14 protein-coding genes are annotated in these 15556 nt (G+C 44.0%); 13 read left to right on the top strand and 1 reads right to left on the bottom strand.

The window, feature by feature from the left end; all coding sequences use genetic code 11:
• Positions 1 to 191: 191 nt before the first annotated feature.
• From KCTCHS21_RS21310 to pstA (KCTCHS21_RS21290), 5 genes are all read left to right on the top strand, one after another.
• The gene (locus KCTCHS21_RS21310) at positions 192 to 1376 is read left to right on the top strand and encodes a methyl-accepting chemotaxis protein (RefSeq protein ID WP_130613098.1); all 1185 of its coding nucleotides are present in this window, start codon (positions 192 to 194) and stop codon (positions 1374 to 1376) included.
• Between the two features lie 106 nt (positions 1377 to 1482).
• Positions 1483 to 2895, top strand: coding sequence for a stalk domain-containing protein (locus KCTCHS21_RS21305; protein WP_130613095.1), 1413 nt, complete (start codon positions 1483 to 1485; stop codon positions 2893 to 2895).
• 23 nt (positions 2896 to 2918) lie between these two features.
• A complete protein-coding gene (locus tag KCTCHS21_RS21300; RefSeq protein ID WP_130613092.1) occupies positions 2919 to 3770 on the top strand; it encodes a phosphate ABC transporter substrate-binding protein in 852 nt (283 codons plus the stop codon).
• A gap of 89 nt (positions 3771 to 3859) precedes the next feature.
• Positions 3860 to 4828, top strand: coding sequence for a phosphate ABC transporter permease subunit PstC (gene pstC / locus KCTCHS21_RS21295; protein WP_130613089.1), 969 nt, complete (start codon positions 3860 to 3862; stop codon positions 4826 to 4828).
• Positions 4825 to 5721 carry a phosphate ABC transporter permease PstA gene (gene pstA / locus KCTCHS21_RS21290; protein WP_130613086.1) on the top strand — a complete coding sequence of 299 codons (897 nt, stop codon included), beginning with the start codon at positions 4825 to 4827 and terminating at the stop codon, positions 5719 to 5721. The genes pstC (KCTCHS21_RS21295) and pstA (KCTCHS21_RS21290) overlap by 4 nt, the downstream gene beginning before the upstream one ends.
• A gap of 17 nt (positions 5722 to 5738) precedes the next feature.
• Here the strand turns inward: pstA (KCTCHS21_RS21290) and KCTCHS21_RS21285 are convergent, their stop codons facing one another.
• Entirely contained in the window at positions 5739 to 6596 is an 858-nt protein-coding gene (locus tag KCTCHS21_RS21285) for a LysR family transcriptional regulator (RefSeq protein ID WP_130613083.1), read from the bottom strand.
• A 197-nt stretch (positions 6597 to 6793) separates the two neighbouring features.
• Between KCTCHS21_RS21285 and KCTCHS21_RS21280 the strand changes: the two genes are divergently transcribed.
• The 8 genes from KCTCHS21_RS21280 to KCTCHS21_RS21245 all read left to right on the top strand — a co-directional run bounded on the left by KCTCHS21_RS21280 (position 6794) and on the right by KCTCHS21_RS21245 (position 15540).
• Positions 6794 to 7684 (top strand): phosphate ABC transporter substrate-binding protein, encoded by an 891-nt coding sequence (locus KCTCHS21_RS21280; protein WP_130613080.1) that lies wholly within the window; start codon positions 6794 to 6796, stop codon positions 7682 to 7684.
• A 76-nt stretch (positions 7685 to 7760) separates the two neighbouring features.
• On the top strand, positions 7761 to 8663 hold the full coding sequence (pstC, locus tag KCTCHS21_RS21275; protein ID WP_130613077.1) for a phosphate ABC transporter permease subunit PstC: 903 nt from the start codon (positions 7761 to 7763) through the stop codon (positions 8661 to 8663).
• Complete coding sequence (gene pstA / locus KCTCHS21_RS21270) at positions 8660 to 9547, top strand: phosphate ABC transporter permease PstA (RefSeq protein WP_130613074.1); 888 nt, start codon at positions 8660 to 8662, stop codon at positions 9545 to 9547. Before pstC (KCTCHS21_RS21275) ends, pstA (KCTCHS21_RS21270) begins: the two co-directional genes overlap by 4 nt.
• A gap of 12 nt (positions 9548 to 9559) precedes the next feature.
• Positions 9560 to 10318 (top strand): phosphate ABC transporter ATP-binding protein PstB, encoded by a 759-nt coding sequence (pstB, locus tag KCTCHS21_RS21265; RefSeq protein WP_130613070.1) that lies wholly within the window; start codon positions 9560 to 9562, stop codon positions 10316 to 10318.
• A 34-nt stretch (positions 10319 to 10352) separates the two neighbouring features.
• Positions 10353 to 11108, top strand: a complete 756-nt coding sequence (pstB, locus tag KCTCHS21_RS21260; protein WP_130613067.1) for a phosphate ABC transporter ATP-binding protein PstB — start codon at positions 10353 to 10355, stop codon at positions 11106 to 11108.
• Between the two features lie 24 nt (positions 11109 to 11132).
• The gene (phoU, locus tag KCTCHS21_RS21255) at positions 11133 to 11792 is read left to right on the top strand and encodes a phosphate signaling complex protein PhoU (protein WP_130613064.1); all 660 of its coding nucleotides are present in this window, start codon (positions 11133 to 11135) and stop codon (positions 11790 to 11792) included.
• Between the two features lie 133 nt (positions 11793 to 11925).
• Entirely contained in the window at positions 11926 to 14232 is a 2307-nt protein-coding gene (locus KCTCHS21_RS21250) for a GGDEF domain-containing protein (RefSeq protein WP_130613061.1), read from the top strand.
• Positions 14233 to 14313: 81 nt separating this feature from the next.
• On the top strand, positions 14314 to 15540 hold the full coding sequence (locus KCTCHS21_RS21245) for an EAL domain-containing protein (protein WP_157994090.1): 1227 nt from the start codon (positions 14314 to 14316) through the stop codon (positions 15538 to 15540).
• Positions 15541 to 15556: the final 16 nt, after the last annotated feature.

The raw sequence follows: 15556 nt of genomic DNA, 5'->3' as shown, positions 1-15556 counted from the left end.
AGGTAAATTGTGCGCTCGTAATCTTTAGCCCTCTCATTATTAACTGAGAGGGCTATTTTGCTTTTATCTACATTCGACAAAGTTTACACTGCGTTAACACAATCCGAATAAATGGATAACATAAATTTGATATTTTCAGTATAAGGAAATATTTTCATGAACCCCATGCAGAGACGAGGTGCTCCTGTCCTATGATAAGCACTCCCACAAGAGTAAGAACTGAATTAGTGGAAGCTACTGCTGTAAAAAGATCAGTTTCTCAAGCTCCTCCATTAAGCGAGCATTCGGTAAAGGATATTTTTCAGCCGATTATTGTTAAGGATTGGTTGAAAAACTGTCCGATTATTTCTCCGGATCAGCAGAGCGATGATTTAGTCAATCTGTTTCGTCGGAGCAAGCTGCTAGAATGCGTTGTTGTATGCGACGAAAATCACCATCCAATTGGATTAATAATGAAGGATCGCTTCTTCAGGCTATTGGGCTCATTGTATGGAATGTCGCTGTTTGGGAATAGACCGATCTCTCATTTGATGGATGCTGCACCACTCATTTTAGAAATATCCACTCCACCCCAAGAGCTCATTGACCGAGCTTTATCCCGTTCAGAAGAATCTTTCTATGATGCAGTCATACTAACTGACAGTAGCCGATTCGTTGGGGTAATGACTGTGAATGATCTGCTCAATGTTTCCCGATTATTGCAGCGAGAAGCGGTTAGTAGACAAATTCGAACTATTCGCGATACGGAAATGATGATAACCAATATTCATGAGTCCGTAACCAAAGTAACAGAGACAGCAAACGGTACCCAAGCGTGCAGCGAGCGGATCGCTGAAATAACCGATCAAGGAAGAGATGAATTGGAAGGTATGCTTCAGCTATTTAAGCTGTGGTCTGCTAATGCAGCTAAGCAAGAGAAGGCTGTTGTCCAGCTTACAGAAAGAACATCTGCGGCGGATGGCATCATTCGATTAATTGCGGATCTGGCTGATCAATGTAATCTACTCGCCGTCAACGCCACAATAGAAGCGTCTAGGGCGGGTGAGCATGGTAAGGGATTTGGAGTAGTCGCCCATGAAATTCGTTCTTTGGCGGACCAGACTAAGAAATCAGCAGGCCAAATTACGGGGCTGATCAAATCAATGGCAGAAGCTGTAGAAAGTGCAGCTAATCTCGTAGGTGAAGGAAAGAAAGGAGCGGATAGAGGCTTCGTTCAAGTTAAGAAGACGGAAGATACCTTTGCCCAGCTATGGAGCTCATCAGAGCTTAACAATGAGGCTGCCTCAAGGCTTGTCTCTGCATCCCGAGATGCTATGGGAATTTCGAATGAGATTAGCAAGGAATTTCACAAGCTAGTCAATCAAATTAATACATAAATTTAACAATTCGAAAACGAACCTCGAACAGAGAATTTACAATTGAGGACTATACTCACAATAGTAAGTTAAATTCTACCTTAATTCAGAAGGGTGATCAGAGTCGATGTTGCTAAAAAAAGCGTCTATTGTTTCTGTGTTGGCATTGGCAGTCGGAGTTTCATCTGTAGGAGCAGTTTCTGCAGCAACTGTAACAAAAGCAAGTGTAGTTCAAGTAAATAGTTCAGCTTTTATTGTGAACGGGGTACCAGTAAACATCAATACATTCATTGAAAAAGGCAAAACGCTTGTTGGAATCCGGGATTTAAGCAATAAGCTGGGTGCTGATATTCAAACAGAAAAAAGCAATATTACAGTATCTCTTAATGGTAGTACAGTGGAAATGAAGCTGAATAGCAAAGTGATAGATGCTGACGGAGTAGAAATTACTCTAGAAGTTCCAGTTAAGAGCTTAAAAGGAACAGGTTATGTAGAATTACAAGCTTTTGTTGAAGCGTTGGGCGGACATTTCTTGAAGGATGACTCCGGCAATATCTGGTTAGATGCAGACTTGCTTGGAGGAGTAGATCATATTCAATGGCTAGATTCTGCTAGATTGATTGCTTCACAAGAGACAGATTCGGGTCGCTTAGATTTCTTAGTTGATGCGCTATCTACTAAATATGAGAAGTTACGTATTGTACAGGATGCATCGGACTTGATCTTAGCACCTAACGGAACTAAAGCTGCTTATACGAATGCTGCTGGTGAAGTTTATGTCTACGATTTCAATGCGAAATCAGAGTCGAAAGTAAGCTCAGATACTAGCATCAAGCCAGAACTCGTATGGTCGGCTGATAGCTCAGCTATTTATTTCCTTCAAGGAGACAAAGGTAGCGTTATTGCTAAGCTAGATCTTGCAGCAGGTACAATTTCTAAGATTCTTGAAGACAAAGTAGACTATAAAGCAAATTTAGATGTATCTATAGACGGCAAAACATTTACTTATACGGTAACTAAGCCAGGTGCGGTAGTTGCTGACGGCTCCAAGCCAGTTGAGAGTGACGATGTCACGATTGATATGAAAGGTACTGAGCCGCAAATCTTCGCCTATACGGTTGATCCTTCAATCAAAGACAACAAAGCGGTTCAATTGACTACATCTACGGATGACAAGGTGTTCATTCATGCAGCTGCCGATGGTTCAAGTGTATCTTATGTAGCTGTTAGTGATGATGCAGCAGCAAAATCTATCCTAGTTACAGTTGGCAAGGATAAAACAGTTAAAACATTGTTTGCAGAAAAAGACATCTTCGAAGCAACTTATGCTGCTGGCAAATGGTATTTGCTTACTGAAGGCACTGCTTCAAGCCAATTCGTTTATGAGGTTGATTCGGCTACAGGTGCTGCCAAGCAACTGTACACTGTTTCGGACAGCGTAAGTGAAGTAGTAGCAAAAGCAGGATCACCTATCGCAGTTATTAATGATGGAAAAGTATTCTTGAGCAATAACGGTCTTTGGAAACCAACAACCCGATAAGAGAATTGAGAGGAGAAATAAAAATGAAATTATTCAAGTCTTTAACTGTCGCTGCAATGGCGATCGCACTCGTTACATCATCCGTATCCGCAGCAGGTGCTGCTAGCTCGTTAAGCGGAAAAATCGTAATTAATGGCTCTTCCGCACTTCTTCCTCTAACGCTTCAAGCTTCTAATGAATTCAAAAAGCTGAACCCAAAGGTTAAAATTTCAGCTTCAGCTGCTGGCTCTGTAACAGGTCCACAATCCGTACGTAAAGGTATTGCAGACATCGGAGCAGTAGACTGGGATGCTTCTGAGGATGTACCGGGCTTCAAAAAATTCGATGGTCAAGTAGCAAACAAAGTAGCTATTATTCCTTTCGCAGCTGTCGTGAATAAGAATGTGAAGGCTGATAGCTTAACGACTAAGCAGTTGCAAGATATCTTCTCTGGTAAAGTAACGAATTGGAAGGACGTTGGCGGAGCTGATGCGGACATTATTGTTGTAAACCGCGCATTTGGTTCAGGTACTCGTGTTAACTTCCAAATGAAAGCTTTACAAGGTACTGATTTCATAACTAAAGGCAGTAACTACAAAGAAGTTAAATCCAGCGGTGACATGAAAACGGCTATCGAAACTACGCCTAACGCTATCGGTTATATCGATCTTGTCTATGTAACTAGCAACATGAAGGCTGTGCAAATTAACGGTGTAGCTGCTACTGAAGCGAACGTTGTTAACGGTACTTACAAAGTTTGGGGCTACGGCTACTACATGACTAAAGGTAAGCCTGAAGGTGCTGTTAAAGCGTTCATCGAGTATATCCAAAGCGCTAAGTTCCAAAACGGCTCACTGAAAAAATTGAAATTCATTCCGATCTCCGCAATCAAATAATTAAATAATGCTCCATAGCAAACATAGGGGAAGAGGCCAGCTAAGCGGAGTTTACGCGACGCTGGTTTCTTCATGGGAGGAAGACTCTTATGCAACTCGATAATGCAGCTCAAGGAACGATTGTCACTAAAGAAGTGAATGAGCTGGGAGGCAGCATCAAAGCCGGTTCAGGTAAATGGTTTGATCGGAAAAATAGACTTTTCGTTTACAACCGCTTTTTCAAAATTGCTTGCTTTGCAAGTGCTGCATTCGTTTGCGTGATATTGTTTAGTATTTTGTTTTTTATGTTTAGAACGGGTGTACTTACCTTCCGTGATGTTTCGCCGATGACCTTCTTTTTCTCGACGGATTGGTCTCCTGAGAACGATAGCTACGGAGCATTTGTTTTCATCTTTGGTACTTTTGCACTCACACTGCTGACGCTTTTAATCTCAGTGCCCTTGTCGATTATTATTGCCGTATTTCTATCTGAAATCGCCCCGAAATGGATGAGGAACTTCTTGCGTCCTATTCTGGACCTACTCGTAGGTATTCCTTCCGTTGTTTATGGATTTCTAGGATTGACGATACTTATTCCGCTATTAAGGGACTTGACGGGAACAAATATGGGTGACGGTATTCTTGCGGCAGCCATCGTACTTACGATTATGGTGCTTCCGACAATTAGCCGGATTAGCGATGATGCAATTAGTGTTGTTCCAAGGAAATACAGAGATGCCTCTTATGCACTCGGAGCTACAAGATTCCAAACGATATTTAGAGTTATTATCCCAGCTTCGAAGAGCGGAATTATGTATGGGGTTATTCTAGGGATGGCTAGAGCAATTGGTGAGACTATGGCTGTTGTAATGGTCATTGGGAATACGCCACAGCTCGCGGATGCGCTGTTCAAGCCTACATCTGTATTAACAAGTAACATCGTTATGCAAATTGCTAACGTTCCGTTTGATTCTACTTGGAATAATGCGCTGTATATGATGGGCTTCCTACTGCTTGTTATTTCTCTCTTAATGATTGTGCTTGTTCGATTGTTCCAACGTAAGGGGGCACAACAATGAAGGTAGCTACTAACGGATCACAAGGAGCTTTTAGCTCTGGAAAAGGCATTAATAACGTAAAGAATCGGATCTTTACTGTTCTGGTATGGGGCATTTCAGCATGTATCGTTCTTTTTATATGTGCTTTGCTCTTTCTCATTTTGCAAAAAGGACTGCCGCATTTAACCTGGGATTTCATCATGGGGCTGCCAAGCGAGATGGAGGAAGGGGGAGGAATTGGTCCTGCGTTATTTAATTCCTTCTACATGCTATTCATTTCACTTGCGATCTCCATCCCTCTTGGTATGGCTGCGGGTATTTATTTAGCCGAGTTCGCTCCTAACAACAAGCTAGTTGGGTTTGTGCGGATTTGTGTTGAAGGGTTAGCTTCTGTTCCTTCTATTATATTCGGCTTGTTCGGAATCGCTTTGTTTGTTGAGATGTTTCAGATTGGACTTACCATTATTGGTGGTGCAGTAAGCTTGGCATTCCTGAACCTGCCTGTTATGACGCGGGTAACGGAAGAGGCAATCAGAGCTGTTCCCAAAGAAATGAAGCAGGCTTCCTTCGCTCTAGGAGCAACGCACCTGCAGACGATAAGAAGAGTGCTAGTTCCAACTGCGATCAGTGGTATCGTAACAGGAATTTGTTTAGTCGCAGGGCGCGCATTCGGTGAAAGCGCGGTAATCATCCTGACGGCGGGTGTAACGACCTCCGGCGAGATGTGGGACTTTAATCTGCTTTCCCCTGGTGAGACATTGGCTGTTCACCTCTGGTATGTCCAGTCAGAAGCAATCGTACCTGATGCGGTATCTATCTCCGATAAAGCGGCTGCAGTTCTCGTCTTTGTTATTCTGATGTTTAATGTCGTGTTCAGAATACCTCTATGGATTAAAGAACGTAAAAATCGCTAAGAGCTGCTTGGATGGCCTCAAAGAGATATACTGCTAACCATCTGCTTCATGAGCTCAGTATTCCAATAATTTGGTTTCCAGCTAGCATATAGGCTCCACTCGGAGCAATGTCCGGGAAGCTCTAACGCAGCTACCCTTCTGGCAGGATCGGGAAGAGTACATTCCGGCAATATAGCTAAGCCAAGCTGGGCTTCTACGGCGCTGAAAATCATTTCTACGGATTCGAATTTCGCTCCTGCTTGAAGGTTCCAATGAAATTGTGCTTTCCATGTTGCAATAAGTTGGCTTATGGACCGCTCCGTATGATCAATAAAAGGATATTTGTAAAGATTATGCGGAGCAATAATCTCGTCCGAAACAGTCAATGGGTGGTCGATGGGGACAATAAGCTTCATTGATGTGGATGTTAAGCTCTCGTATTGGAAGTCTTCAGATTCCTGCGGTAGTTGACCACATACAACCAAATCGAGCATACCAGCTTTCAGTAGGTTAAACAGTCCTTCTTCATTGCCGGTTTGCACGGTAACTTGAACATCTATTTTATCCTTTAAGCCCTGTAACCAACCAGAACGAGCAAGCGTAGTCATTGCACAGTCTGTACAACCGATACGAAATAAATTTCTTTCATTATCTCTTAGCTCGACCATTTTCGATTCAGCTTCAGAATATAGCGCGCTAATCTGAGCTGCGTAAGGCAGCAGCATTTTACCCGCGTTTGTAAGAAAGATCCGACCTGCTTTAGCTTCGAACAGCTTCGTGCCCCATTCGGACTCCATTTTCTTCATATGGAAGCTGATTGTCGGCTGCTTCATTCCCAGTGAATTGGCAACGGCAGTAACTTGTTTATAGCGATCGATTAGGACGAGTAATTTCATTTTTAATAGACTGATGATATAAACCCCACTTTATTTAGCTAGTTATCAACTTCGCCTATAATTTTATCATTTACATAGAAAAAGTGTATTAACTTTTTTCACTCCGTTAACAATACGAAAACATCTGCCAAACGACAACCTTCTACAATATGAACTGTAAGAAAAAATACTTGAGAGTTGGAAGGGGAACTAAAGAAATGAAAAAGACAGTAATGTTGTTGATGGTGTTAACTCTAACGGTAGCTCTGGCTGCTTGCGGCCAAAAAAATAATGATGGTGGCAACAATGGTGGAAGCGAATTATCGGGCTCGTTTCTAGCGACAGGATCATCGGCTTTGCAGCCGCTAGTTGATCAAGTATCGAAGAAATTCATGGATTCTAATAAGAAAGTATCGATTCAAGTTCAAGCAGGCGGAAGCGGTACTGGTCTTACTCAAGTATCTGAAGGACAATCGGACATCGGTAACTCTGACGTATTCGCAGAAGAAAAGCTGGATGCAGATAAAGCAGCAGCATTAGTCGATCATCAAGTTGCGGTAGTGGGTATGTCCGCAGTCGTGAATAAAGAAGTTGCAGTTGATAACTTAACGAAGCAGCAGCTGGTTGATATTTTCACAGGTAAAGTAACGAACTGGAAAGAAGTTGGCGGTAACGATCAAAGCATTCAAATTATTAACCGTCCATCAAGCTCAGGTACTCGTGCGACTTTCGAGAAATATGCACTTGGTCAAAAATCAGAAGATTTGAAGGGCTCTATCCAAGAGGATTCCTCCGGTACAGTTAAGAAGCTAGTCGGCGAAACACCAGGAGCAATCGGTTATCTTGCTCTTTCCTACCTGGATGACTCCGTAAAAGCAGTTAAATATGAAGGCGTAGATGCAAACGTAGAAAATGTAGCTAACGGAACTTATCCAGTATGGGCATATGAGCACATGTATACAAAAGGTGAGCCTACCGCAGCTGTTAAAGCATTCCTAGAGTACATGCTGAGTGACGAAGTTCAGAACGGCGACGTTGTAGAGCTTGGCTACATTCCAGCAAGCAAAATGGAAGTAAAGCGCGATGTTAGTGGCAATATTACAAAATAATAGGGTTCCAAATCATGAGCCAATCAAGAGGCAGAACGATACAGCCTCTTGATTGACTGTGTAAAGGGAGAGATATATGGCTCAGTCGTTAGAACGGCAAAAAGCTAAGCCGCATCTTGCAGAAGAATGGGTAGGTAAGGTATATACCCTATTGTGCATAGCATTCCTCATTGGTACCATCGTTTCTATTGTCTACTTTGTCGCATCAAAGGGACTGAGTACCTTTTTCGTCAATCATGTAAACGTATTAGATCTTCTGACAGGGCTGAAATGGGCACCTGAAGGAGAGCCAGCTGTGTTCGGCGCACTACCCTTTATATTCGGTTCTTTCAGCACATCCTTACTCGCTGCGGCTATCGCAGCACCGCTCGGCTTCTGTGCAGCAGTATTCATGGTTGAAATAGCGCCTAAATTCGGACGTCGCTATTTACAGCCAGTCATTGAGCTGCTTGCAGGTATACCTTCTGTCGTTTACGGCTTTGTAGGTCTGAGTGTTATTGTTCCTTTTTTCCGTAACGTCTTCCCAGGGCAAGGAATAGGAATTGCTGCGGGAGCTTTAGTGCTTTCTATTATGATTCTTCCCACTATTACGACGATAGCAACTGACGCATTAGCCGCATTGCCTAAAGGATTGAAAGAAGGATCCTTCGCACTTGGCGCTACACGTTGGCAAACCATATATCGAATTGTACTTCCTACAACGCTGCCAGCTTTGATGACGGGTATTGTGCTCGGTATTGCACGCGCATTCGGAGAGGCGCTCGCTGTTCAGATGGTTATCGGTAATGCTCCGCATATCCCGAGCTCCCTGTTTGAATCAGCTTCGACTTTAACAAGTGCAATTACACTTAGCATGGGCAATACAGCTATGGGCTCTCTAGCGAACAACGCATTGTGGTCATTGGCTCTTATCTTAATGCTAATGACGTTCGTCTTCGTATTTATCGTACGCTTCCTAGAAGGGAGATCGAAGCTATGAAAGCTAAAACAGCTGATAAAATTGCAACCTCCGTCATTATTGCGGTCGCAGCGTTTATCGTACTAATATTAGCTGGTTTGCTCGGTTATATTCTCTTCCGGGGCGTCGGACATATCAGCTTTCACTTTCTAACCTCAGCACCGGAGACGATTCGTAAAGGCGGTGGCATCGGGCCACAGCTATTTAACTCCGTGTTCTTACTCGTACTTACGATGATTATTACAATTCCTATCGGTCTTGGTGCAGGTATCTATATGAGCGAATATGCCCCTGCAAACCGGATCACAAGTGCCATTCGTTTGGTCGTTGAAGTTCTTTCATCCGTTCCGTCCATTATCGTTGGTTTGTTCGGACTACTCGTATTGGTCAATTTGTTCGGATTTGGATTTTCCTTGTTCTCTGGTGCATTGGCACTTACCGTGTTCAATCTTCCATTGATGGTTCGGATAACAGAGCAAGGGCTTAAGGGAGTGCCTCGCGAGCAGAAGGAAGCGAGTCTCGCTCTCGGATTGTCCAAGTGGAAGACGATAACTTCAGTTATGCTTCCAATCGGACTTCCGGTCATTCTGACAGGTACGATTCTTGCTGCTGGTAGGGTGTTCGGAGAAGCGGCAGCTCTGCTGTTTACAGCGGGAATGAGCTCGCCTAGATTAGACTTCACGGATTGGAACCCATTCAGCCCGTTTTCTCCGCTCAATCCGTTCCGCCCAGCTGAAACTTTGGCTGTTCATATTTGGAAGATCAATTCAGAGGGCTTAGCTCCAGATGCTGCACAAATTGCTGCAGGTGCATCAGCCGTCCTTGTCATTACTGTATTGCTGTTTAACTTTGCAGCAAGATGGCTGGGAAGATACATGTATCGCAAATTTACAGCAATCAAATAAGGGGGTTATCGCTTGGAGCATATCGGATTGTCCGCCAAAGACCTGAGCGTTTCTTACGGCGATAGAACCGCTGTAAAGAATGTCTCACTCGATTTTTCATCCAAACAGGTTACTGCTCTTATAGGTCCGTCAGGCTGTGGTAAATCAACATTTTTGCGAAGCTTGAATCGGATGAATGATCTTATTGCTAACTGTAAGGTGACAGGAGAAATATGGATTAGGGATCAGAATATCAATAGCCCATCTACCGACGTCGTTTCGCTTCGTCAGAAGATCGGCATGGTATGGCAACGCCCCAATCCTTTTCATAAATCAATCTATGAGAACATTGCCTTCGGACCTCGGTATCACGGGGTTAAGAGGAAAAAGGAGCTCGATGAAATCGTTGAGCAATCTTTAAGGAAAGCTGCATTATGGGAGGAAACCAAAGACAGGCTGAATAATTCGGCTCTTGCACTATCGGGTGGTCAGCAGCAACGTCTGTGTATCGCTCGATCGATTGCCGTCAAGCCGGACATTATCCTCATGGATGAGCCAGCTTCGGCTTTGGACCCAGTCTCAACCTCTAAGATCGAAGAATTGATCGCAGAGCTGAAGAAGGAATATTGCATTGTAATCGTGACTCACAACATGCATCAAGCAGCACGAGTGTCAGAGAAGACTGCATTTTTCCTCATGGGTGAAGTTAAGGAATATGATTTCACGCACAATATTTTTACCAATCCGCAGAAGCCAGAGACTAGCGATTACATTACAGGGCGGTTCGGATAATGAAAGCCATCTAATTAAAAAGGGAGAATTGACCATGAACTCCATCATCGAGATTAATGATTTGGACTTATTCTATGGAGAATTTCACGCTTTGAAGCATGTCAACATGGAAATCCCGGAGAAGGCTATTACTGCATTCATCGGTCCATCAGGTTGTGGAAAATCTACGTTGCTTAGAACCTTCAATCGGATGAACGACATGATCGCCGGCACTCGTATCGAAGGTAAGGTAGAAATTGCGGGAACTGATATTTATTCCAGCGAGGTCGATGTTGAAACCCTACGGAAGCGTGTCGGAATGGTGTTTCAACAGCCGAACCCTTTTCCTAAATCGATCTATGATAACATCGCTTATGGTCCCCGTTTGCATGGGATCACTGACCGTAAGAAGCTCGATGAAATTGTGGAAACGAGCCTTCGTTCTGCTGCCCTATGGAATGAAGTAAAGGATCACTTGAAACGCTCCGCCTACAGTATTTCGGGTGGTCAGCAGCAGCGACTATGTATCGCACGTGCTTTAGCAGTTGAACCAGACATTCTACTTATGGACGAAGCGACCTCGGCCCTTGACCCGATTTCCACGCTTAAGATTGAAGAGCTGGCTCAGGAGCTTAAGGATCGGTACACAATCGTTATGGTTACGCACAATATGCACCAAGCAGCCCGTGTTTCTCAACAAACCGTCTTCTTCCTTAATGGAGAGGTTGTAGAATATTCGGAGACCGAGAAGCTATTCTCCAATCCGACTGACCAGCGTACGGAAGATTACATTAGCGGACGATTCGGTTGATTCCCAGAGAGGACGGTTATTAGCATGGTTAAACGCAGAGAATTTGATTTGGGTCTTGAGGAAATGACTCAATTACTTATTGAGATGGGTAATCGAGTAGAAAAGGCGCTTACTGAAGCGATGACCGCGTTAAAGAACAGTGACGTCGAAACAGGAAAAAAAATAGTGAAATCCGATACCGAGCTAAACCAGCTTGAAGAAAAGATTAGTGAAATCGGTGCTAAATTAATTGCTACACAGCAGCCTGTTGCGAAAGATTTACGTCGCATTCTTATCGCATTCAAGATTTCATCAGATCTCGAGCGTATGGGAGATTTGTCTGTCGACATCGCGAAAGTCGTTATTAGACTCGACGGACAGGAGCTTATCAAGCCTCTAATCGATCTGCCAAGAATGGCTGAGCTAGTCGCGATTATGATCCAGGAATCACTTCAATCCTACGTGGATGAGAATGTAGACTTGGCCTATAAGAGCGCTAAGGACGATGATCAAGTAGATGCGCTTTATTCTCAAATCATCAGAGAGCTGTTCTCCCTCATGGTGGAAAATCCGAAGACGATTGGACAAGCGATGCTGCTTAGCTTTGTTGGTCGCTATATTGAACGAATTGCGGATCATGCTACTAATATTGCCGAGAGTGTTGTGTATCTGATGACTGGCAAACGACCTGATTTGAATCAGTAATCATCTATTAGCTGCAGATCTAAGGAAGAAAAGGACCTTCAGGAAATGAATTCTGCCTGAAGGTCCTTTTATACTAAAATTAGTATTCCTGTTAAGGTGAAACAATTCCGGAATCATCTGTCGGGGGTAAACCATGATGAATAAGACAAACGGATGGCTAAATCACAATATGTTTAACGAGTGGATGAGCAAGATTACGCTGCCGCAGCATGTCGGCTTGTTAATCGTTCGCTGGGAAGGCAGTCAGACGACCTCTAATAGGGCGACTTCGAGTACATCCGGTCTTCGTATTCGACGCTTACTACAGGCTATTGCATTGCGTTTCGAGAAGTTATCTGATTCTGTAAGGCATTGGACTTTAACGGATAGTAGTTTGATCTTTATCGTTTCCTTTAGTCCTGAAGAAAATAACAATAATGATACGCCAGAGATAACTTCGGGTAGAATGGCTTTTCTGTTAAGAGATTTAGCGATACGAGCCTTTACTGATTTCAAGTGCTCACAAAGTCAGGAAACGGGAAGCAGCCTTCGTTATGGGATCGGGTGGGTAGGGAACGAAACCTCATCCTCGGCAGTTCACTTGAAGTCGGTTGAAGAATGGGAATATGCCCTATTGAAAGCATACGAGATTGCATGGCACCGGATGTTCTTTGCCAGCAATCCGATTAGGTTTCCGTTACCTGAATATTCAGCAATGCCAGCAGAATACGATTTCAAGGTAAAATATTTACCTATTGTGTCTCTCTTAGATGGCTCTCTGTATGGATACGAAGCCGTTCCTGTTAAAGCCCATAGTGAAGCGAAAATCAATATTAGTGAGTTCTATGAGACAGCGGATCAAGCAGGTCAGCTATTCGAGGCTGATCGACGTTTCCGTGAAGCAGCAATACGAGGCTTCCCCTCCCGTAATGGAGATGTGAAGCTGTTCCTTCCTGTTCCTACCAAAATCATATTCGATCCAAGGCTATATCCAGGAAGCACGCTTAGGAGAATCGAGGCTGCCAATTTAAGGCCTGAGCATGTTGTGCTTGTTATGGTTGGCGGTGAAACAGAGCAGAACACGACGGTTAAAGCAGCATTAAGCCATTATCGTAGTCAGGGCTTTAGGATTTCTCTTTCAGGCATCGTGCCAAGCTTTACTTCCTTGCGTAGAATGGTCGATATGCATCCTGACTATGGTCAGATGAATGTGGGCTGGGTAAGTGACAAGGGAATGGATCCTGTAGAAGAAAGTATGCTGAATGGAATCATTTCCCTAACTCGCAAAGAGCAGATTGTATTGATAGCCAACGGCTTGGATCGGGAAGAATTGCTTCCTGCGCTTGTTGCAAGTGGAATGAATTATGCTCAAGGGACATGGCTCGATAAAGGGCTAGATGAAGCAACGACACTAGCTCCACATATTCAAGCCCGGATTCGCGCAGAAGTAAATAAGCGTTACCAAGGGGCATCTGGAACCTTATCGGAGCTAGTCGTTCCGGTTAAGATGTTTAGCCGTGAAACACCAGTATCGGAAATATCCCGTCACTTTGAGCTTCATCGGGAAGGTCAAGGGATTGTTATTGTTGATAATGGCAAGCCACTAGGCTTACTGATGAAGGAAAAGCTTCATCAAATGCTGTCAGGACAGTTTGGACTGCCGCTTTATTGGAATAGAGCTGTTGGTAAAATCATGGATACACATCCAATGGTTGTCGAAGAGTCGATTCCTGTTGACCAAGCCTCACAGATGGCAATGGCCCGTGAGCCAGACAAGCTCTATGACGCAATTATTATTACTCGTGAAGGACTTGTGACTGGCATTACATTCATTCGATCTATGCTGGAATGGGTGACACAAGCACGGATGGCGGATGCCCAGTGGGCGAATCCACTTTCAGGCTTGCCGGGTAATGAGCCGATTCGCAGGGAGCTAATTCGTAGGCTTGCCGAGGGACGTCCATTTTCCGTTTTATATGCGGATTTGGATCATTTCAAATGGTATAACGATCAATACGGCTTCCACAAGGGAGACGACGTTATTCGCTTTACCGGGGATGCACTTGTAGAAACCATGAGACTTCAGCCCAAATATGATTGCTTTGTTGGTCACATTGGAGGCGATGATTTTATAGTATTGTGTTCGGGCTTAGATTCAGTTGGCATAGCCCAAGATGTGCTTACAAGGTTTGAACAGGGGATAGCTGCACATACAGGGAAAAGCACAGGACCCGTACTCGATCGAGCGGGCTGTCCGATAGATGCTAAGGGATTGTCCCTGTCATTGTCCTTGCTGCTCTGTGAAACATCAGAAGGATGGACGCCGGAAGCGCTGTCGGAACGAGCGGCATTGCTCAAGAAAAAGGCGAAGCAGCAAAGCGGCAATTCCCTTGCTTGGGAACGGATTACTGATAATGTAGACAATCAGATCATCATCCCTATGGATTTAACTGTAAGTTAACAAATAGTGAGGATCGACTTTACAATGTTTTGGTAAATTTAAGGTCATCGAAGACTTCTGTGGAAGATGGTGTACTATCGAATGATGACATCATGGTTTGGAATGGATCAATTTATTGATCAAATCGAGCAGCATCAGAATATGGGCTTAATTGGCATTGATCTATCAGAGTGGAAGGTTGGATTTAGGTCTGAATTCCAAGAGGAAGGTTTTAATTGGTCCAACTGGATTGCGATTACAATGGGACGCAATGATCTAAGGTTTGGAGATGTGATTTCCAATCACTTGTTCTTATATGCGGAATTGTCTAGCCTCTTTAGCGAAGAGGAGAGTGAGGCCTACCTGCGGGGCTTAGCTAAGCGCATCAGGGAAGCTATCGTCGCGCAGGCCGGAGGCGTCATGGGTAATCCTCAGCTACAGCGACACCCAGAAAGAGGGATTGGTTACGCACAATTGTCTCGCCTGCAAACGCTATCTCTTAGAGACACTATTTATGAAGGTGTAATGAAGGTTGCGGGGCAAATACATGAATCGTTATCCAATCAAAGTGAATGGGAGCTACGCTTTGAGCTTGATAGACTCCTATCGGAAAGCAGCATTAAGAGTGTATACCAGCCGATCATGCGACTCGGTGACGGAAGAGTGTTCGGATATGAGGCATTAACTAGGTGTCCTGAAGGCAGCCTGTTTGATGGTCCGCTTTCTTTATTCCAATTCGCAGAGAAACACAATATGGCTTTCGCGTTGGATCGATTGGCAAGAGAAAAGGCTATTCGACATTGTCCCTCTCTGGGCTCGGTCCAGAAAATATTTATTAATGTAACGATGGGAATTATTAATGATCCTCACTTTGTATCCGGCCAAACTGTTCGTTGGTTAAATGAAAGAGGGCTTTACCCCGAGCAGGTCGTATTCGAATTAACGGAGCGAAGTTCAATAGATGACTTTGAAGCTGCCAAAAAAATATTGGCGCATTACCGTAGCCAGGGTTATGAGATTGCAATAGATGATGCTGGAGCAGGTTATTCTTCCCTGCAATCGATCGTCGAATTGAGTCCTGATTATATTAAGGTGGATCGTTCACTTGTTCGTATGGCTGACAAGGACGAGATGAAGAAGCATATGCTCCGCACTTTCGTTCGTTTCGCTAAGAAGATGAATATCAGAACGGTGGCGGAAGGTATCGAAAGACCCGAGGAGCTTCGTCTCCTCCGAGCAATGGGATTTGATTACGCACAAGGCTATCTGATCGGCAGGCCAAGTGAATTTCCTTCAGCAGTAATAATGGGAGCTGTCCCTAAAGTCTAATGACTTAGGGAAGCTC

Source organism: Cohnella abietis (assembly GCF_004295585.1).
GTDB classification, from domain to species: Bacteria; Bacillota; Bacilli; order Paenibacillales; family Paenibacillaceae; genus Cohnella; species Cohnella abietis.
Note: the sequence above shows the minus strand (reverse complement) of the source record. Positions and strands in the feature narration are given on the sequence as shown.